The 19,216-nt window shown below is 71.6% G+C and carries 19 protein-coding genes; 7 read left to right on the top strand and 12 right to left on the bottom strand.

All coding sequences use genetic code 11. From position 1 onward, the window contains the following. Positions 1-58: 58 nt before the first annotated feature. The 4 genes from IF17_RS0105145 to IF17_RS0105130 all read right to left on the bottom strand — a co-directional run bounded on the left by IF17_RS0105145 (position 59) and on the right by IF17_RS0105130 (position 4,076). Complete coding sequence (locus IF17_RS0105145; RefSeq protein WP_030562581.1) at positions 59-913, bottom strand: ATP-binding cassette domain-containing protein; 855 nt, start codon at positions 911-913, stop codon at positions 59-61. Beyond that, positions 910-1,956, bottom strand: a complete 1,047-nt coding sequence (locus IF17_RS0105140; protein WP_030562579.1) for an ABC transporter permease — start codon at positions 1,954-1,956, stop codon at positions 910-912. The genes IF17_RS0105145 and IF17_RS0105140 overlap by 4 nt, the downstream gene beginning before the upstream one ends. Next, entirely contained in the window at positions 1,953-2,957 is a 1,005-nt protein-coding gene (locus IF17_RS0105135; RefSeq protein ID WP_443045700.1) for a sugar ABC transporter substrate-binding protein, read from the bottom strand. Before IF17_RS0105135 ends, IF17_RS0105140 begins: the two co-directional genes overlap by 4 nt. A gap of 357 nt (positions 2,958-3,314) precedes the next feature. Next, positions 3,315-4,076: a GntR family transcriptional regulator gene (locus IF17_RS0105130; RefSeq protein ID WP_076966672.1), complete on the bottom strand. Its 762-nt coding sequence runs from the start codon at positions 4,074-4,076 to the stop codon at positions 3,315-3,317. Positions 4,077-4,256: 180 nt separating this feature from the next. Between IF17_RS0105130 and IF17_RS0105125 the strand changes: the two genes are divergently transcribed. Then, positions 4,257-5,270, top strand: coding sequence for a Gfo/Idh/MocA family protein (locus IF17_RS0105125; protein ID WP_030562573.1), 1,014 nt, complete (start codon positions 4,257-4,259; stop codon positions 5,268-5,270). A gap of 56 nt (positions 5,271-5,326) precedes the next feature. On the opposite strand, the gene IF17_RS0105120 is transcribed toward IF17_RS0105125, so the two are convergent. The 3 genes from IF17_RS0105120 to IF17_RS0105110 are packed head-to-tail and all read right to left on the bottom strand — an operon-like array spanning position 5,327 to position 8,542. Beyond that, complete coding sequence (locus tag IF17_RS0105120; RefSeq protein WP_030562572.1) at positions 5,327-6,499, bottom strand: cytochrome P450 family protein; 1,173 nt, start codon at positions 6,497-6,499, stop codon at positions 5,327-5,329. Positions 6,500-6,531: 32 nt separating this feature from the next. Next, a complete protein-coding gene (locus IF17_RS0105115) occupies positions 6,532-7,263 on the bottom strand; it encodes a response regulator (RefSeq protein WP_030562570.1) in 732 nt (243 codons plus the stop codon). A gap of 46 nt (positions 7,264-7,309) precedes the next feature. Then, complete coding sequence (locus IF17_RS0105110) at positions 7,310-8,542, bottom strand: sensor histidine kinase (RefSeq protein WP_030562568.1); 1,233 nt, start codon at positions 8,540-8,542, stop codon at positions 7,310-7,312. Between the two features lie 145 nt (positions 8,543-8,687). Between IF17_RS0105110 and IF17_RS0105105 the strand changes: the two genes are divergently transcribed. Further along, positions 8,688-8,891: a hypothetical protein gene (locus IF17_RS0105105; protein WP_030562566.1), complete on the top strand. Its 204-nt coding sequence runs from the start codon at positions 8,688-8,690 to the stop codon at positions 8,889-8,891. Between the two features lie 12 nt (positions 8,892-8,903). Here IF17_RS0105105 and IF17_RS0105100 read toward each other — a convergent pair whose 3' ends face one another. After that, positions 8,904-9,851, bottom strand: coding sequence for a DMT family transporter (locus IF17_RS0105100; RefSeq protein ID WP_030562564.1), 948 nt, complete (start codon positions 9,849-9,851; stop codon positions 8,904-8,906). A 267-nt stretch (positions 9,852-10,118) separates the two neighbouring features. Between IF17_RS0105100 and IF17_RS0105095 the strand changes: the two genes are divergently transcribed. Further along, positions 10,119-10,760: a TetR/AcrR family transcriptional regulator gene (locus IF17_RS0105095; RefSeq protein WP_030562562.1), complete on the top strand. Its 642-nt coding sequence runs from the start codon at positions 10,119-10,121 to the stop codon at positions 10,758-10,760. Between the two features lie 163 nt (positions 10,761-10,923). On the opposite strand, the gene IF17_RS0105090 is transcribed toward IF17_RS0105095, so the two are convergent. Together IF17_RS0105090 and IF17_RS0105085 are read right to left on the bottom strand one after the other, a co-directional pair. After that, on the bottom strand, positions 10,924-11,574 hold the full coding sequence (locus tag IF17_RS0105090; protein ID WP_030562561.1) for a response regulator: 651 nt from the start codon (positions 11,572-11,574) through the stop codon (positions 10,924-10,926). Then, positions 11,571-12,779, bottom strand: a complete 1,209-nt coding sequence (locus tag IF17_RS0105085; protein WP_030562560.1) for a sensor histidine kinase — start codon at positions 12,777-12,779, stop codon at positions 11,571-11,573. The genes IF17_RS0105090 and IF17_RS0105085 overlap by 4 nt, the downstream gene beginning before the upstream one ends. A gap of 148 nt (positions 12,780-12,927) precedes the next feature. On the opposite strand from IF17_RS0105085, the gene IF17_RS0105080 reads away from it, so the two are divergent. From IF17_RS0105080 to IF17_RS0105070, 3 genes are all read left to right on the top strand, one after another. After that, positions 12,928-13,497 carry a VanZ family protein gene (locus IF17_RS0105080; protein WP_030562559.1) on the top strand — a complete coding sequence of 190 codons (570 nt, stop codon included), beginning with the start codon at positions 12,928-12,930 and terminating at the stop codon, positions 13,495-13,497. A gap of 127 nt (positions 13,498-13,624) precedes the next feature. Further along, on the top strand, positions 13,625-14,392 hold the full coding sequence (locus IF17_RS0105075; RefSeq protein WP_051883888.1) for an SDR family NAD(P)-dependent oxidoreductase: 768 nt from the start codon (positions 13,625-13,627) through the stop codon (positions 14,390-14,392). A gap of 135 nt (positions 14,393-14,527) precedes the next feature. Then, a complete protein-coding gene (locus IF17_RS0105070) occupies positions 14,528-15,358 on the top strand; it encodes an aldo/keto reductase (RefSeq protein WP_030562557.1) in 831 nt (276 codons plus the stop codon). Between the two features lie 86 nt (positions 15,359-15,444). Here the strand turns inward: IF17_RS0105070 and alc are convergent, their stop codons facing one another. Together alc and allB are read right to left on the bottom strand one after the other, a co-directional pair. After that, entirely contained in the window at positions 15,445-16,566 is a 1,122-nt protein-coding gene (gene alc / locus IF17_RS0105065) for an allantoicase (protein WP_030562556.1), read from the bottom strand. Positions 16,567-16,707: 141 nt separating this feature from the next. Then, on the bottom strand, positions 16,708-18,051 hold the full coding sequence (gene allB / locus IF17_RS0105060; protein WP_030562552.1) for an allantoinase AllB: 1,344 nt from the start codon (positions 18,049-18,051) through the stop codon (positions 16,708-16,710). A gap of 361 nt (positions 18,052-18,412) precedes the next feature. Here allB and IF17_RS0105055 point away from each other — a divergent pair, with 361 nt between their 5' ends. After that, a complete protein-coding gene (locus tag IF17_RS0105055) occupies positions 18,413-19,210 on the top strand; it encodes an IclR family transcriptional regulator (RefSeq protein WP_030562551.1) in 798 nt (265 codons plus the stop codon). Positions 19,211-19,216: the final 6 nt, after the last annotated feature.

The raw sequence follows: 19,216 nt of genomic DNA, 5'->3' as shown, positions 1-19,216 counted from the left end.
GTCGGCCGGGGTCAGCCGCGCCGGGGCGGGTCGCCGGTCAGGATCCTTCTGTCGCCGGTCAGGATCTTTCTTCGGTCGCGGCGGAGGTGCCGGGAAGGGTGGGTGCCGGGGTGCGTTCCAGCTCGTGGCTGAGCTCCTCCAGCTCGCTGCCGCCCGCCATCTGCCGGGTCAGCTCGTCGAGCGTGACGTCGTCCTTGGTGTGGCTGCCGGACATCACCCCGCGCTTGAGGAGGATGAACCGGTCGCCGACGAGGTGAGCGTGGTGCGGGTTGTGCGTGATGAGGACCACGCCGAGGCCGGCGTCACGGGCGGCGGCGACGTACTTGAGCACCACCCCGGACTGCTTGACGCCGAGCGCGGCGGTCGGCTCGTCGAGGACGAGGACCTTGGCGCCGAAGTAGACGGCGCGGGCGATCGCCACGCACTGGCGCTCACCGCCGGAGAGCGTGCCGATGGGCTGGTCGACGTCGCGCAGGTCGATGCCCATGCGCAGCAGTTCCGTACGGGTCGTCTCGCGCATCTTCTTCACGTCGAGGCGCTTGAAGGGGCCGACGCCGGTGGTCGGTTCGGAGCCGAGGAAGAAGTTCCGCCAGACCGGCATCAGCGGGACGACGGCGAGGTCCTGGTAGACGGTGGCGATGCCCCGGTCCAGGGCGTCGCGCGGGTTGGCGAGGGTGGTCTCCTCGCCCTCGATCAGGAACCGGCCGGCGTCGTGCCGGTGCAGCCCCGCGATGATCTTGATGAGGGTGGACTTGCCGGCGCCGTTGTCGCCGAGGACGCAGGTGATCTCGCCCGCGTGGACCTCCAGCGAGACGTGCTCCAGGGCTTTGATGTTGCCGTAGAACTTCGATACGTCGTCCAGCTCGACGAGGGGACCGGCGGTCTTCCCGGTCGTGTCAGAAGTGGCCGTCATGACGTCGCCTCCGCGCGCTTGCGCACCCACGCGTTGAGCAGGGTGGCCAGGAGCAGCATCGCTCCCAGGAAGAACTTGAACCAGTCCGGGTTCCACTCGGCGTACACGATGCCCTTGCTGGTCATGCCGAAGATGAAGGCACCGACCGCCGAGCCGATCGCGGAGCCGTAGCCGCCGGTGATCAGGCAGCCGCCGATGACGGCCGCGATGATGTACGTCAGCTCGTTGCCGACGCCCTCGCCGGACTGGACGACGTCGTAACTGAAGAGCAGGTGCTGTCCGGAGATCCATGCGGCGAACGCGACGCCCAGGTAGAGCCCGATCTTCGTACGGATGACGGGGACGCCTACCGCGCGGGCGGCGTCCGCCTCGCCGCCGACGGCGAAGATCCAGTTGCCGAAGCGGGTACGGAGCAGGATCCAGGTGGCGAGCGCGACGAGCGCCACCCACCACAGGATGGTGACCTTGTACTCGACGCCACCGAGGGTCAGCGTCGAGGCGAACAGGGCGCGGGCGGACTCGAAGCCCTCCATGTCGCCGATGGCCTTGGTGGAGACCGTGCCGCTGATCAGCTTGGTGAAGCCGAGGTTCAGACCGGTGAGCATCAGGAACGTGCCGAGCGTGATGATGAAGCTCGGCAGTTTGGTGCGGGTCAGCATGAAGCCGTTGAACGCGCCGATGGCGAGCGTGACCAGCAGCGACACGAGGACGCCGACCCAGACGTTGGCCGTCATCTGGTAGCTGAACATCGAGGAGATGAGCGCGGAGCTGGTCACCAGGACACCGGCGGAGAGGTCGAACTCGCCGCCGATCATCAGCAGCGCGACCGGGGCGGCCATGATGCCGAGGACGGAGGCCGCGTACAGCACGGTGCCGAAGCTGGAGGCCTGGAGGAAGCTGTCGGCGACGATCGCGAAGAAGAGGAAGACCGCTGCCGCGCCGACGACCGAGCCGAGCTCGGGGCGGCCGAGCAGCTTGCGCAGCGGCGAGGTGCGGACGAGGCGCTCGTCCACCTGCTCCGGCGTGGCGGTGGAGCCGCTCATCGGGTGCCGCGCTTGGTGTAGTCGGCCAGGGCGTCGGCGTCGTCCTTGGTGATGATCTGCGGGCCGGTCAGGACGGGCAGGCCGCCGCCGAGGACGTTGCGGTTGTAGCGGTAGAGCCAGAGCAGGTCGACGGCCTCGTACCCCTGGAGGTAGGGCTGCTGGTCGACGGCGAAGCCGAGCTTGTCGGTCTGGAGGCCGGTGGCGACCTTGGCGTTCAGGTCGAAGGTGTCGATCTCGGCCTTGCTGCCCGCCGTCTGCTTGGCCTGGACGGCGGCGTCGGCGAAGGGGGCGCCGAGGGTGACGACCGCGTCGATGCTCTTGTCGGACTGGAGCTTGGCCTCGATGGACGCGGTGACGTCGGGCATGTTGGTGCCGTCGACGTACAGGTTCTGCATCGTGCCGTCGAAGGTCTTCTTCGCCCCGGCGCAGCGCTGCTCGTGGCCCACGTTGCCCTGCTCGTGCAGGACGCAGAGCGCCTTCTTACGGTCCCGCTCGTTCAGCTCGTCGCCGACGGCCTCACCGGCGATCGCCTCGTCCTGGCCGATGTGGGTCAGGGCGCCGAACTCCTTGGACTCGGCGGAGCCGGAGTTCACCGTGACGACCGGGATGCCCGCCTTGACGGCCTTGGCGATCACGGACTTCATGGCGTCGGGCTTGGCCAGCGAGACGATCAGCCCGTCGACCTTCTTGTCGATCGCGGTCTGGACGAGCTGGGCCTGCTGGTTGGCCTCGTCGTTGTGCGAGTAGAGGAAGTTGATGTTGTCCTTGACGGCCGCCTGCTCGGCGCCCTTCTGGACGATGTCCCAGAAGGTGTCGCCGTCGCCCGAGTGGGTGACCATGGCGAAGGTCCAGCGGGGCGTGTTCACCGCGGCCCGGCCCTCGGCGGCCTCGGCCGCGCGCTCTTCCGCCCGCTTGCCGCCGGTGCTGCTGCATCCTGCGGCGGCCAGCACCACTGCCAGGACGGCGCCCAGCGCGCGTACCCCTGTCCGAACCCTTGCCACGACGCTGTGCCCTTCTGCTGCTGCTCGCTGTGCGCTGTGCGCTTGACGGGGCCGGGGAGTGTACGGGCCCCGGGCCGACTGCCCAGTATCCCCGAGCCCTGCCCGCTCCCGCCCGGGGGCCCGCCCCCAGCCCGTCCGGCGTTTGAGGACGGAACCGTCGATGGGGTGGTCGGTCGCCCTCGGGGGAGCCCGTGCCCCAGGATCCTCTGCCTGCGGGCGCACCAGCGCAAGGGTTCCGTCCTCAAACGCCGGACGGGCTGGAGTGGGCACCCCCAGACGGGCAGGAGTGGGCGGGCCCGGACGGGCGGGAGGTTGCACGCCGGACGGGATGGAAGGGGCGCGTCCGCACAGGCTGGGTCAGCGGACCAGGAGTTGGAAGTCGAACTTGTAGCGCGACGCCCGGTAGACGTGGGAGCCGAACTCGACCGCCCGGCCCGTGTCGTCGTACGTCGTCCGCTCCATGGTGAGCAGCGGCGCCCCCGGCTCCTCGTCCAGGGCCCGGCCCTCCCCCGCCGTGGCGGTGCGGGCACCGACGGACTGGCGGGCGCTGTGCAGGGTGATGCCCGAGGCCCGCATCAGCCGGTAGAGCCCGGTGGACTCCAGCTCCTGCGCCGTGAGGGCGAGCAGGTCCGGGGGAAGGTGGTTGCGCAGGAGGGCCATCGGCTCGTCGTGGGCGTAGCGGAGCCGCTCGACGAGGTGGACCTCGGTGCCCTCGGCGACACCGAGCGCGGCGGCGATCTCGGCGGTGGCCGGTTCCATGGTGATGCGCAGGACCTTGGTGGCGGGGCGCTGGCCGGCCGCCTCCAGGTCCTCGTAGAGCGAGCTGAGCTCCAGCGGGCGGCGGACCTGGCTGTGCACGACCTGGGTGCCGACGCCCCGGCGGCGGACCATCAGCCCTTTGTCGACGAGCGACTGGATGGCCTGGCGGACGGTGGGCCGGGAGAGACCGAGACGCGCGGCGAGCTCGATCTCGTTGCCGAGCAAGGTGCCGGGGGCCAGCCGGCCCTGTTCGACGGCGGCCTCCAGTTGCTGCGCCAGCTGGAAGTAGAGCGGCACCGGACTGGTGCGGTCCACGCTCAGCGGCAGCGGCTGCGGCTGATCGGCTCCTGGTGCGGTCACGGGCCGAGCCTAGTTCGATTGTCCGGACAAAGCCATGGCCACCGCCTTTGTCAGGTCGTTTGCCAGGCCGTTGTCAGGTCGTTTGCCAGGCCGTTGTCAGGTCGTTTGCCAGGCCGTTTGTCAGGCCGTTTGTCAGGACAAACGCTTGACATGATGACCGGGCAACGCCACCTTGGGGCCATGCGCATCGGACTCATCGGAACGGGACGTATCGGCACTTTCCATGCGGAGGTGCTGAGCCGTCACCCCGCCGTGGACTCCCTGCTGGTGGCGGACGCGGATCCGGAGCGCGCCGCCGTGGCGGCCACCCGGACCGGAGCATCGGCCGTCCCGGTTGACGCGATGTTCACCGGCGAGGTCCACGGCCTCCCCGACGCGCTGGTGATCTGTTCGGCGACCGCCGCCCACGCCCCGCTCATCGCCCGCGCCGCCCGGGCCGGGCTGCCCGCCTTCTGCGAGAAGCCGATCGCCCTGGACCTGCCCGGCACCCTCGGCGCCCTCGCGGAGGTCGAGGCGGCCGGCAGCATCCTCCAGCTGGGCTTCATGCGCCGCTTCGACGCCGGGTACGCCGAGGCGAGGGCGGCGGTACGTGAGGGCAGGCTCGGGCGGCTGCACACCGTACGGGCGGTCACCTCCGACCCCGCTCCCCCGCCCGCCGACTACCTCCCGCTCTCCGGCGGGCTGTACCGGGACTGCCTGGTCCACGACTTCGACATCCTGCGGTGGGTGACGGGCCGCGAGGTGAGCGAGGTGTACGCCACCGGGTCGGACGCCGGTCCCGCGATGTTCCGGGAGGCGGGCGACGTGGACACGGCCGCCGCCCTGCTCACCCTGGACGACGGCACGCTCGCCACCGCCACGGCGACCCGCTGCAACGGCGCCGGGTACGACGTCCGTATGGAACTGGCCGGGGAACTCGACCAGTTGGCCGTCGGCCTCGACGACCGTACGCCGCTGACCTCGGCCGAGCCGGAGAGCCCGGGCGCTCCGCCGAAGCCGTGGCCCGGGTTCCTGGAGCGGTTCGCCCCGGCGTACGAGGCGGAGCTGGACGCCTTCCTCCGGGTCGCCCGGGGCGAGCTGGCCAACCCGTGCGACGGGCGGGAGGCCCTGCACGCGCTGCGGATCGCCGAGGCCTGCGAGATCTCCCGCCGCGAACGCCGCCCGGTGGCGATGGAGGAGATCCCGGGCGGCTGAGGCAGACGTCGTTCATCGGCGGCGGGCAGGAGAGCGCCTCGACGGGACAGGCCGCCTCACCAGCACACCGGCAGCCGCCGCACCCCGCGCATCAGCAGGCCGGGCAGCCAGTCCGGGTCGCCGCCCGCCGGGTCGCGGGCGAGGTCCGGGCAGCGCTCCAGCAGGGCCCCGATCGCGATGCGCGCCTCCATGCGGGCGAGCGGGGCGCCGAGGCAGTAGTGCGCCCCGTGGCCGAAGGCCAGGTGCCCCTGGGGGGCTCGGCGGATGTCGAAGGTGTCGGGGTCCTCGAACCGCTCGGAGTCGCGGTCGCCGGAGGCGAGGGCGATGAGCACCACCTCGCCGCGCGGGATCACGGTGGAGCCGACCGTGACGTCCTCCTGGGTGAAGCGGAAGGTGGCGGTCTCCACCGGTCCGTCGTACCGCAGCATCTCCTCCACCGCCCCGTCGAGCAGCCCGGGATCGGCGCGCAGCAGGGCGAGTTGGTGCGGGTGGTCGAGGAGGGCCCGCACCCCGTTGGAGATGAGGTTGACGGTGGTCTCGTGCCCGGCGACGAGCAACAGGAAGGCCATGCCGACCAGTTCGTCGGCGGAGAGCCCGTCGCCGCCCTCGTCGCGGCTCCTGATCAGCGCGCTCAGCAGGTCGTCGCCGGGCGAGCTGCGCTTGTCCTCGATCAGTTGGACGAGGTAGGCGCCCATCGCGCCGACCACGTCGGCCTCCCGCTGGGCCGGGGTGGGGGTGACGACGCCGTTGGACAGCGTACGGAAGGTGTCCCGGTCGATGTCGGGGACGCCGAGCAGCTCGCAGATGACGGTCATCGGGAGCGGGAAGGCCAGCGCGTCGACCAGGTCGGCGGAGCCGGCCGGGACCATCGCGTCCAGGAGCTCCGTGGTGATCTCGGTGACGCGGGGCCGCAGCGCCTCGATCCGGCGGGCGGTGAACTCACGGACGACGAGCCTGCGCAGCCGGGTGTGGTGCGGGGCGTCCAGCTCCAGCATGTTGGCGCTGATCGCGTTCGACTGGGCGGTCCAGCGCTCGGTGGCCCGCCAGTCCTTGCCGAACCGCTGGTCGGCGAGGACCGAGCGGGCCTCCTCGTAGCCGACGACCAGGTGGAGGCGCTCGATGTGCTGGGTACGCACCGTGTGCACGGGGCCCTCGGCGCGCAGCTTCGCGTAGTACGGGTAGGGGTTCGCCGTGAAATCCGGCAGATCCCGCAGATCGAGCACAGCCATCGTGGTCAGCCCCCTCTTCCGGTCCGGACCGCTCAGCGTAGGCCGTCGCTCCCCCCGTCGTCCGTGTCGAGCAGCCCGGCATCGTGGACCAACAGGGCGATCTGGACCCGGTTGTTCAGGTCGAGTCTGGCGAGAATCCGCGAGACCTGGGTCTTGACGGTGGCGACGCTGAGGTAGAGCTCGCCCGCGATCTCCGCGTTGGAGTGTCCGCGACCGACGGCCACCGCCACCTCCCTCTCCCGCTCCGCCAGCTCCGCGAACCGCCTGCGGGCGCGCTCGGTCCGGCTGGTGCGGTCGTCCGGCGCCCCGCCGGCGGCCCGGGCCATGAGCTGCCGGGTGACGGCGGGCGAGAGCACCGGGTCCCCGGCGGCGACCCGGCGGACGGAGTCCACGATCCGGGCGGGCGGGGTGTCCTTCAGGACGAATCCCGCGGCTCCGGCGCGGATGGCCCGCAGGACCTGTTCGTCGGCGTGGAAGGTGGTGAGGACGACGACTTCGGGCGCGCCGGGGAGGCGGCGCAGCTTCTCGGTCGCGGTGAGCCCGTCCATGCCGGGCATCCGGATGTCCATCAGGACGACGTCGGGGCGCAGCCGTTCGACCAGGGCGGCGACCTCGCTGCCGTCCGCGCCCTCCCCCACGATGTCGATGTCGTCGGCCCCGCCGAGCATCAGGGTGAGTCCGGCGCGCACCAGCGGGTCGTCGTCGACGATGAGCAGCCGGACGGGCGGGGAGGCGGAAGGCGTCGGGGAGGCCGGGGTGTTCATGACAGCCACCGTAACCAGTCGGTCCCGGCCGGCAGGCTCCCCCGCCTCACGCGGCGGGCCAGGGCAGCCGGGCGCGGACCACGAAGCCGCCGTCCGGCGTGGGGCCGTGTTCCAGCCGGCCCCCGGCGAGCGTGGCGCGTTCGGTGAGGCCGATGAGACCCTGGCCGGAGCCGGGGACCCGTTCGAAGGGTTCGGTGGGGGCCGGGTTGGCCACCTCGATGGTGAGCCCGTCCCCGGGGCCGCCGGTCACCGTGACGGTGACCTCCGCACCGGGGGCGTGTTTACGGGCGTTGGTCAGGCACTCCTGGGCGATGCGGTACACCGTGCGGCCGGTGGCGGCGGGGGCGTCCTCCGGGGCGGCGACGCGCTGGTCGACGGTGACCTTCATGCCCGCCCGGCGGGACTCCTCGATCAGCCCGTCCAGGGTGGCGAGGGTGGGCTGGGGCCGCTCGCCCTCGCCGGTGTCCCCGGGGCCGCGCAGCACCCCGATGATCTCCCGTAGGTCCTGGAGCGCCTCGTGGGCGCTGTCCCGGATGACCCCGGCGGCCCGGGCGATCTCGGCGGTGGGGGCGTCGGGCCGGAATTCGAGGGCCCCGGCGTGGACGCTGAGCAGGGTGAGCCGGTGGGCGAGGACGTCGTGCATCTCGCGGGCGATGGCCTCGCGGGCCAGCCGCTGGGCCTGTTGGGCGCGGAGTTCCGCCTCGGCCTCGGCGCGGCGGGCCCGTTCGCGGAGCGTGAGGACGAGCTGGCGCCGGGACCGTACGACCATCCCCCAGCTGAGCACCAGCAGGATCAGCAGGACCCCGAAGATGACCGAGGTGAGGTAGCCCGTCTCCGGGTCGGGGCGCAGCCAGGGCTGGAGGGGCGCCACGATCAGCGCGCCCGCGCCGACGATCGCCGTCGGCTTGAAGGGGCGGTGGACGGCCAGGCTGAACAGGGCGACCATCATCGCGCCGCCCGCGACGGGCTCCACGATGGACAGGACGGTCAGGGCGGCGGCGAGCCCGACGGGCCAGCGCCGCCGGAACCAGAGGGCGCAGCAGGCGGCGGCGCCGATCACCGAGTCGACGACGAGCACGGCGTCCGGGGTCGACCCCTCGTTCTCGATCGCGGCGAGGGCGATGAGGGCGATGGCCGCCGCGATGAGGAACGCCGTGATGTCGACGACCCAGTCGCGTACGGTCCGCCGCGCCCGAGGCCGGGACCGGGCCCGGTCGCCGGGCAGCTCGGCATCGGCCATCGCCGAGGGGAGCAGCCAGGGGTACTCGGTGCGCGTCATATCGACAAAGTTACGCAGCCGGGCGCCCGGGAAGGGCCCCGCGCGGCGAGGGAGCGACCAAAGTCGCGGGACCCGCTACTTTCGGCGCGGCGGTCAGGCCCTGTGGCCGACGCGGCACACCGGGGCCGGACGGGAGGCTCGGCGCATGAAGAAAATCGTCGAGACGATCGGGTTCCTCGTCTTCATCCAGGGGGTCGGCGGGCTGCTGTACGAGTGGACCGGCTGGTTCCGGCTGTGGACGCTGGTGCGGCACATCGACTTCCTCAGCGCCCACTCGCTCTTCGTCCACATCGTCCTGGTGGTGACGGGCGCCGCCGTCATGGTGGCTGCAGACGCGATCAGGACCTGACCCACGGCCTGATCACGCATCCGCCCAGCCCGACGGGTCCCGGCGTTCCGCGCTGCGGCGCCCCCACACGGTGCCCGCCAGGACGAGGACGGCCCCGGCCACCCCCAGGGCGCCGAGGCGTTCGCCGCCGAGGCTGATGCCGACGGCGGCGGCCCACAGCGGTTCCGTACCGAGCAGCAGGCTGACCCGGGACGGCGAGGTGCGGCGTACCGACCACATCTGCACGAAGAACGCGAACAGCGTGCAGAACACGGAGAGGAAGATCAGCCCCGCCCACTCCCGGGGACCGAAGTCCGCCGCCACGCTCCATGGCGAGGCGCCCGTCCCCGGGAGCGCGGCGAGGACGGCGAAGACGGCGACCGCGCTGCCGAGCTGGACGGTGGTCAGGGAGAGCGAGTCGGCCGACCGGACCGCCTTCATCCGGGCCATGGCCAGGACGTGCACGGTCCGGGCGAGGGCGGCGAGCAGCATCAGCAGGTCCCCGGCCGAGGGGCTGGTGAAACCGCCGCCCTGGGTCAGGAGGATCACTCCGGCGACGGAGAGCCCGGCGGCGGCGACGAAGGAGGCCGGAGGGCGGACCCGGGTCACGGCGGCTTCGGCGAGCGGTGTGAAGACCATGGTGAGGCTGATGATCAGCCCGGCGTTGGTGGCCGAGGTGTGGACGACCCCGTACGTCTCCAGCAGGAAGATCCCGCTCAGCACCAGGCCCAGCAGCCCGGCCCCCCGCCACTGCGCGCCGGTCAGCGCTCGCAGCTTGCGCCACCCGGTGGCCACCAGGACGGGCAGCACGATCGCGAAGCGCAGGACGAGGACGGCGATGACGGTGTGGGTGATGGTGATGCCCTTGGCTGCGAGGTAGCTCGCGCCCCACACGACGGCGACCGCCAGCACGGGCAGATCGGTCAGCCAGGCCCGGCGGGGTGGTACGAGGGCGGGCGCGGGCGCGACGGCAGCGGACACCTGGTGCTCCTGGTTCTCCACAGGGGACAGATGGTGGAGACCACACCGGCTCACACACGGAAACGATCACGCTACTCGCCGGGCGTGGCGGAAAGGAACACCTGTCTCACGGACCGGATCCCGCCCGGATCATCCGCCGGTATCACCCGTGGTCAGGGCCGGACACACCGCTGAACGGGGTGGCGGACAGAGCGGCGGGTGGTCCGGCGGCACCTCCGGCCGTCCCTAGAATGACGCCTCGATAACTCTGAGGTACGGAGTGGTCACATGGCGGCAGTACGGCTGGACGGGCGGATCGAGCGGGGCAACCAGACGCGGCAGCTGATCCTGGGCCGCGCGGTGCAGATCGCCTCGGTGGAAGGGCTGGAGGGCCTCTCCCTGGGGCGGCTGGCGGCCGAGCTGAAGCTCAGCAAGAGCGGTGTGTTCGCCCTCTTCGGCTCGAAGGAGGAGCTGCAGCTCGCCACGGTGCGCGCCGCGGTCGCGGTCTACGTCGACCACGTGCTGCGCCCGGCCCGCTCGGTCCCGCCGGGGATCGGCCGGGTCTGGCGGATGTGCGAGGCGTGGATCGCGTACTCCCGGGAGCGGGTCTTCCGGGGCGGCTGCTTCTTCTACGCGGCCACCGCCGAGTTCGACGCCCGCGGCGGCAAGGTGCACGACGCCCTGGCCGCCGCGCAGACAGGCTGGGTCACCTTCGTCGAGGAGACCATCGAGGAGGCCCGGGCGGCGGGCGAGCTGGCCGGGGACACCGACGTACGGCAACTGGCCTTCGAGGTGATCGCCTTCCTGGAACTGGCCAACGCGGAGTCGGTGCTGCAGAACAACAGCCTCGGATACGGCAAGGCGGCACGCGCGATCCTGGGACGGCTGCGGGCGGCGGCGACGGAGGGCGCGACGCTGCCTGTGCCCTGAGCTTCCCCGGCTCGGAGCGCGGGTTCGGTTCTCATCACCCGCTCTTCGACGAAGGGCCCCGGTCGGAGACCCTCGTTGCCCAGTCCCCTTTCACGGCGCGTGACGCTCGCGTGCGATAGGCGACCTCCGGCTTGGACCGGTGCCACCATGAGGACCTGGTGTCTCATGCACCGCGTCCAGCAAGCCCGCTACGCCACGCCCAGGACGCGATCTCCACGCGGTTTCTCACCCCGAGCTTGCCCTGCACGTTGGTGAGGTGCGTTTTTACCGTGCCCACGGTGATGGAAAGGGCTGCGGCGATCTCGGCATTGGTCAGGCCCTCGGCAAGCAGGACGACGACTTCCTTCTCGCGCGGAGAGATCTGCGTGACGGGTTTTGACCTGGAGGAGACAGTACGGAGCTGTCTCAGGAGCCGCACGGTGATCGAGGGGCTGACCAGGGAGTCGCCGACAGCGGCCGCACGGACCGCCTCCGCCAGCAGCCGTGGGCCGGAGTCCTTGAGGATGAATCCGCTGGCCCCCGCTTCCACCGCGCGGGCCAGGTAGTCCTCGTCGTCGAAGGTGGTGACCATCACGACCTGTGGTCGGTGCGACGCATGGGGCCGGGTGAGGTGGCGCAGGGCATCCAGACCATCCAGGCGTGGCATCCGGATGTCCATGAGAACGACGTCCGGTCGGTGCAGCTCGACCATCTCCAGGGCTTGGAGGCCGTCCGGGGCATGGGCGACAACCTGGATGTCGTCCTCGACGGAGAGGATCATAGCCATACCTGTGCGGACGATCTCTTGGTCGTCGGCAAGCAGCACCCGGATCACGGGACGTCCCTCCACGCACTCTCCAAGGGGATTCGGGCGCACACCCGCCAGTGTCCGCTGCCGTCGAGACCCGCCTGGAAGACACCGCCTTCGGCGGTAACGCGTTCTTCGAGTCCGACGAGACCGTACCCCGCCGCCGCCGGTGTGCCCGCGTCGGACCGGTCACTGACGATGTCGAGTTCGACGGACCGGGGAAGGGCACGGAGCGTCACGGACACCTGCCGTGAGTTCGGTGTGTGTTTGCGCACGTTCGTCAACGACTCCATGACGACCCGGTGCACGGCCGCCATGGCGGCCGCCGGCAGACGGTTGACAGGTCCCTCCTCCTTGAGACAAGCCGCTCCCCCACCGGGCAACGCGAAAGTCGCCACCAGGGTGCGCAACTGTTCCACCCCGCCCGCCGGTACGAGAACCGCCTCGGCACGAAGGCCGCTCACCATGTGCCGCAGCGCCCGGAGAGCCTCCGAAGCCGCGCGTTCGATCTGCCCCAGCGCCGACACGGCCATCTCCGGCTCGGACGCCGCGACCACCCGGGCCCCTTGGGCCTGAACGACAATGCCCGTCACGTGGTGGGCCACGAAATCGTGCAGGTCCCGGGCGAAGGTGAGCCGCTGCTCCAGGCGCACCTGCTCCGCGTGGCGTCGACGATCGACGGCTGCCAGCCGGGCCACCAGGGCCCCGATCAGCCCGGTACAGACGGCGAACGTGCAGAACAGCGCCAGGATGAGGCTGTTCTCGGTCGCCTCGACGGCCACCGGACGCAGAACTGCGGCCAGGCACAGCAAGAGGGATGCCCCGGCGGCAGGCCAGGCGGCTCCGTACCGGACAGTGAGCACCAGCACGGCGATCAGCGCGGTGATCTCGAACAAGGTGTAGGCGTCGGCGTTCGTCGTCGACGCCTCCTGCCGCCCTGCCGCGAGGTGCATCCAGGCACTGCACCCGAGGGACAAGGCCCCCGCCAGTGCGCCGGCCACCGCCAGGGCCCGCGGACCGCTTCGCCGGCGGCATGCTACCCAGACCGGCACGAACAGGACGGGTGCGACGGCCGAGAGGCGGGCCTGGGGCGCGAGGGCGGACCGGTAGACACCGGTGCGGTAGTCGGCGGCGAGCGCCAGCACCAGGGTCGCCCCGACGAGGACGACGCCGAGGCGAAACAGGGCGTGCCGCATCCGGGAGGAGCGTCTGCCGAAGGGCGGGAAGTACATGTCCGCAGCGTACGTACTGTCTCGGGAGGGCCCCCTCTGCCGAAAGTCGTAGTGCTCCGGGCAAGCTCCGTCCTTCGGCAGATCCGCGGCGGCGCCCGCGCGGACAGGATCGCTCAGGACGATCGACAAGCACAACGCAGGGGCACCCATGGACTTCCAGACTCAGATTCCCACCGCCGCCGTTCTCGGGCCGGCGCTCGCCGTCTTCGCTCTCGTGGCTGTGGTCCGTTACCACCGCAACGTCCCCGGCTGGCGGGGTGGCCCGTTGGCGCTGCGGATCATCACGGCGCTCTACGCGACAGCGGTCGCCTCACTCACCTTCTTCCCTCTGTGGATCTACGGCGGGGACTACCGCAACCAGGCAGAGTGGATCGGGCAGATACAGCCGATCCCGTTGCTCATGGCAGACATCTCCATGGCTCCCAATGTGATCATGTTCATGCCGCTCGGCTTTCTTTTGCCGCTGCTCCTTCCGCGCCTCAACCGCGGCCGCACCGTCCTGACCTGCGCACTCGTCAGTCTGGGCATCGAGGTCATCCAACTGCTCCAGTACATCGCTTTCGCCCATGGCCGCGCCGTCGATGTCAATGACCTGATCGCCAACACCCTCGGCGGTCTCCTCGGATACGCGATCCTGCGCGCCGCGCAGCGTACGGCGGCAACGCGCACCGTGCTGGACAAGGTGTCTCCGTCGCCCGAAACCGTCACGTGGTCGTGACCCGGCGGGGCCGGAGCGGGCCGTGGTCACACCCCGTCCGATTCCCGCCGGTCTCCGGGCCTCCAGGGGACTTTGCTGGTTGTTGTCGCCGGATCGGCGGCGCTCCCCGAAGGCAAGGAATCTCGCCATGTCCAGCTCCAGCACCATCTTCACCATCACCGCCTTCGCACCCCGGGCCGCCCTGGTCACCGGAGGCAGCCGCGGGATCGGCGCGGCCGTCGCCCTGCGGCTCGCAGAGGCGGGGGCGGACGTCGCCATCACCTACGTACGGGATGAGGAGGCGGCCCTCGCTGTCGTGGCGAAGATCGAGGGGATGGGGCGGCGTGCGGTCGCCCTGCGCTGCGATGCGGCCGACGCCGGGGCTGCCGCCGGGGCCGTGCACCGCGCGGCGGACGCGCTCGGGCGGCTCGACGTGCTGGTCAACAACGCGGGCATCGGTGTCCTCGGTCCGATAGCCACGCTGCCCGACGCCGAGGTCGACCGGGTTCTGGCCGTGAACGTGCGGGCGGTCTTCCTCGCCTGCCGGGCGGCGGCGGACCGGCTGGCCGACGGCGGGCGCGTCATCTCGGTCGGCACCGCGCTGAGCCGGTACGCGGGCGGGCCCGGGTCGACGCTGTACGGGATGAGCAAGTCCGCCCTGATCGGGCTGACCAAGCCGCTCGCCCGGGAGCTGGGGCCGCGCGGGATCACGGTGAACCTGGTCCAGCCCGGGCCGGTGGACACCGATCTCAACCCGGCCGGCGGGCCGTTCGCCGAGGGTCAGCGGGCGGCGACGGCACTGGGCCGGTTCGGTACGGCGGACGAGGTGGCGTCCCTGGTGGCGTACCTCGCGAGCGCGGATGCGGGCTTCATCACCGGTACGGAGATCGTCGTTGACGGCGGCCACGCGGCCTGAGGCACGGACCCGGCTACCGGAGGCCCGGGTTACGTCGAGCTGCCCCGCCCCCGCCGCCCGCCTACGCTGGCCGGGGCGGGGCAGGACGTGACATGACGTGACGCGACAAGGGCTACGGAAAGGTCAGGACCGACCATGGGCGACGTACCCGTTCATACGCTCAACGACTCCACCACCCTCCCGGCGGCGGGCCTCGGCACCTATCCGCTGGACGACGCTGAGGCGGAGGAGGCCGTCGCGGGAGCCCTGGGACTCGGTTACCGGCTCATCGACACGGCCCTGAACTACGGCAACGAGACCGGCACCGGCAGGGGCATCGCCCGCAGCGGTGTCCCGCGCGAGGAGATCCGGCTGACGACCAAGGTGCCGGGGAGGCATCAGGGGTACGAGCAGACGCTGGCCTCGTTCGAGGAGTCGCGGGGCCGCCTCGGCGTCGAGTACGTCGATCTGTATCTGATCCACTGGCCGCTGCCTCATGTCGACAAGTACGTCGAGACGTGGAAGGCGATGATCCGGCTCCGCGAGGACGGTCTCGTCCGCTCCATCGGCGTCTCCAACTTCACCGCCGCCCATCTGGAGCGGCTGGAGCGCGAGACGGGCGTGCTGCCGTCGGTGAACCAGATCGAGATGCACCCGCTGCTCCCGCAGGAGGAGTTGCGGGCGGTGCACGCGGCGAAGGGCATCGTCACGGAGGCCTGGAGCCCGCTGGCACGGGGCCGCGAGGTGCTGGAGGACCCCTCCACGGTGGCGATCGCCGAGGATCACGGGGTGACCCCGGGGCAGGTGGTGCTGCGGTGGCACACGCAGGTCGGCGCGGTGCCGATCCCGAAGTCGGCGGATCCGGGGCGGCAGCGGGAGAACCTGGACCTGTTCGGGTTCGAACTGACGGCGCAGGAGCTGACCACGATCGCGTCGGGGCGGCAGCGGCGCTTCGGCGGCGACCCGGACACGCACGAGGAGTTCTGAGGGGCGGTGGGTGACGGTGGACGACAGGTCGGTGCGCCACCGCGATCCCCCTGCGATCGCGGTGGCGCCGACCCGTTCGTGTACGGTCAGCCGCCCAGCTCGCGGTGGCGCGCGGCCAGCCCTGCGGCGCCCTCGCCGGTGAGGGATCCGTACAGCCTCAGCCGGGAGATCCCGCCGTCCGGGAAGATGTCGATCCGTGCGTGGGTGGCGCGCACCGGTCCGTCCAGGACGAAGCGGTGGTTGGTGTCGGGCTGGAGCCGGGTCCGGGGCAGGACCTCCGACCAGTCGCCGTCCTCGCCGTCCCGGACCGAAAGGGCGGCCCAGCCCGCCGAGTTGCCCTTGAGGTAGGCGGTGTCGATCTCGACGGCCCGGATCTCGGACTGCGCGGCGAGGCGGTAGCGGATCCAGTCGTTGCCCCGGTCGCGCCGGCGGCGGGTCTCCCAGCCGTCGTCCATCTTGCGGGAGCGGCCGGGCTGGATGGTGTTGGTGGCCGGGGAGTAGAAGCGGTCGGAGGCGTCCTCGACCTGGCCGCCGTTCTCCAGAGCGGCGAGGTCGAGCGTGCCGAGGGCGGCGAGCCAGGCGGGGTCGGGCGCGACCTCTCCGTACACGCGCAGCCGGGCGATCCCGCCGTCCGGGTGCTGATTGATCCGCAGGTGGGTGAAGCGCTGTTCGGCGTCGACGGCGAAGCCGTTGGCCGCGTGCCCGCCGACCGGGGTGCGCGGGACGAGCGTCGTCCACTTCACGTCGGGGGCGAGGAGGTCCTCGGGCGACGGGGAGCCGGGGAGGGACGCGCCCTCGACGGAGACGGCCTGCGGGTAGTTGCCCCGGAAGTGGGCGGTGTCCAGGACGATGCCCCGGATGACGCCGGGGGCGCCGAGGCGGACGAGGGCCCAGTCGTGGTCGTCGGGGGTGGGGTGCGGTTCGGCGGCGCTCACCCCGCGTCGGCGGCGGGTCTCCCAGCCGTCCATGATCTTGCCCTTGTGGCCGAAGTGCTCCGGGTCGAAGACGGCGGGCCCGGGCTTCAGCAGGTTCTCGCGCTCGGCGAAGAACTCGTCGTTGGCGGCGATGACCCCGGCGCCGAGGCGGCGGTCGGCCAGGTCGACGAGGTGGGTGAAGGGGAAGTCGGCGGTGCGGTGGTCGGCGTACGGGTCGCCGCCCGCGTACGGGCTGGCGTCGCCGGTGAAGCGCGGTATCGCGGCGTCCGTCATGGTCGGTGGTCCTTTCGGGCACGGGGCACGGGGCACGGTCGGTGGTCGCGTACCGGTGGAGACGGTCGGTGGTCGCGAACGAGAGCGCAGCTCGCAGGTGCGGTCAGTGATCGGGTACGAGAGCGCTGCTCGCAGGCGCGGTCAGTGGTCGCGTTCGAGGAGGCGGCCGGTGGGCTCGGCGAGGACGCCGCCGGCGGCGATCCGGACACCGCGCAGCCAGCTGGAGCGGACCACGCCGTGCAGGGTCTTTCCCGCGTAGGCGGTGACCTGGTTGCGGTGGAAGAGCTCGGCGGGGTCGACGGTGAAGGTCGCCTCGGGGGCGAGGACCGCGAAGTCGGCGTCGCGTCCCGCCTCGATGGCGCCCTTGCGGCTCAGCCCGGCGAGCTCGGCCGGGGCGGCGGACATCCAGCGGGCGACGTCGTCCAGGGAGTGGCCGCGCCGCCGGGCCTCGGTCCAGATGGCGGGCAGGCCGAGCTGGAGGGAGGAGATGCCGCCCCAGGCGGAGGCGAAGTCCGGGGTCTTCAGGTCCGTGGTGCACGGGGAGTGGTCGCTGACGATGCAGTCGATCGTGCCGTCGGCGAGCCCGGCCCACAGGGCGTCCTGGTTGGCGGCCTCGCGGATCGGCGGGCAGCACTTGAACTCGGTGGCCCCGTCCGGAACTTCCTCGGCGGTGAGGGTGAGGAAGTGCGGACAGGACTCGACGGTGACGCGGACGCCCTCACGCTTGGCTGCGGCGATCAGCGGCAGGGCGTCGCTGGAGGAGAGGTGCAGCACGTGGACCCGGGCGTTCAGCCGTTTGGCGTGGGCGATGAGCCCCTCGATCGCGGTGTTCTCGGCGTCGCGCGGGCGGGAGGCGAGGAAGTCGGCGTAGGCGGGGCCGGGGCGCTGGGGGGCCTCGGCGAGGTGGTGCGGGTCCTCGGCGTGGACGATGAGCAGCCCGCCGAATCCGGCGATCTCCGCCAGGGAGCGGGCCAGCTGCTCCTGGTCCAGCTCGGGGAACTCCTCCACCCCGGAGGGCGACAGGAAGCACTTGAAGCCGAAGACCCCGGCCTCGTACAGCGGGCGCAGGTCCTTCACGTTGGAGGGGAGCGCGCCGCCCCAGAAGCCCGTGTCGACGTGTGCCTTGGGGGCCGCGACCTGCTGTTTGATCCGCAGGTTCTCGACGGTGGTGGTCGGCGGGAGGGAGTTGAGCGGCATGTCCAGGAGCGTGGTGATGCCGCCGGCCGCCGCGGCGCGGGTGGCGGTCCAGAAGCCCTCCCACTCGGTGCGGCCGGGGTCGTTCACATGGACGTGGGTGTCGACGAGGCCGGGGAGCAGGACGTCGTCGCCGAAGTCCTCCAGGCGGGCGCCCGCGGGCACCTCGGTGTCGTACGGCAGGACCGCGTCGATGGTTCCGCCCGCGACGGCGACCGTCGCCGGGCGGATGCCCTCGGGGGTGACGACGCGCGTCGAGCGCAGTACCAGGTTCACGTCCGGACCGGACACCCGTGCTCCTTCACTCCAGGAATGATCACGACAGGAATTCAACGAACTGTTGAAGCTCCGATGGAGTCTTCACTCGGGAATCGCCCTCGTCAAGACCCCACCTTCCGCCACCGGGACCCGGCGGGCCACCCCCGCCATCCGACTGGAGGTTTCCACAAAGTAAAAGTCATATTTCGGAGTGCGGAACGTAGCATGGACCAGGAGAGGCGGCACCGAGCCGCCGCGCCGACCGCCCACGCACCGTCGGCACCCGGACAAAACCGCCCCTGACCGGCACGGACGCCCACCGGACAGCTGTGGGCCGATCGGGCAGCGCCCGGTAGGCTGCTGCCTTGCCTTCCGCTTCGAAAGGACCGTTGACGTGCCGCCGTCCCACGCCAGCACAGCCGACTCCAAGCCCTCCGGTGCCAGCGGTGGGGTGCAGTCGCTCGAGCGCGCCTTCGACCTGCTGGAGCGGATGGCCGACGCCGGGGGCGAGGTCGGGCTGAGCGAGCTGTCCGCGAGCAGCGGCCTGCCCCTGCCGACCATCCACCGGCTGATGCGCACGCTCGTCGTCTGCGGTTACGTACGCCAGCAGCCCAACCGCCGCTACGCGCTGGGCCCCCGCCTGATCCGCCTGGGCGAGTCAGCCTCCAGGCTGCTCGGCACCTGGGCCCGCCCCTACCTCCAGCGGCTGGTGGAGGAGACCGGCGAGACGGCCAACATGGCGCTGCTGGACGGCGACGAGATCGTGTACGTCGCCCAGGTGCCGTCCAAGCACTCCATGCGGATGTTCACCGAGGTGGGCCGCCGGGTCCTCCCGCACTCGACCGGGGTGGGCAAGGCGCTCCTCGCCGACACCCCGGCCGACGAGGTCCGCGCGCTGCTCGCCCGTACCGGCATGCCGGCCGCGACCGAGAAGACGATCACCACGCCCGAGGGCTTCCTCGACGCGCTGGAGCAGGTGCGCCGGGCGGGGTACGCGGTGGACGACAACGAGCAGGAGATCGGGGTCCGCTGCCTGGCCGTCTCCGTCCCCAACTCCCCCACCTCGGCCGCCATCTCCATCTCGGGACCGGCGGGCCGGGTGACGGAGAGCGCGACGGAGCGGATCGTGCCGATCCTCCAGCAGGTCGCGGGCGAGCTGTCGGACGCGCTGGCGAGCAACGGGGCGAACTGACCCCAG

The sequence above is a fragment of the Streptomyces cyaneofuscatus genome (assembly GCF_000718135.1).
Lineage (GTDB): Bacteria > Actinomycetota > Actinomycetes > Streptomycetales > Streptomycetaceae > Streptomyces > Streptomyces cyaneofuscatus.
Note: the sequence above shows the minus strand (reverse complement) of the source record. Positions and strands in the feature narration are given on the sequence as shown.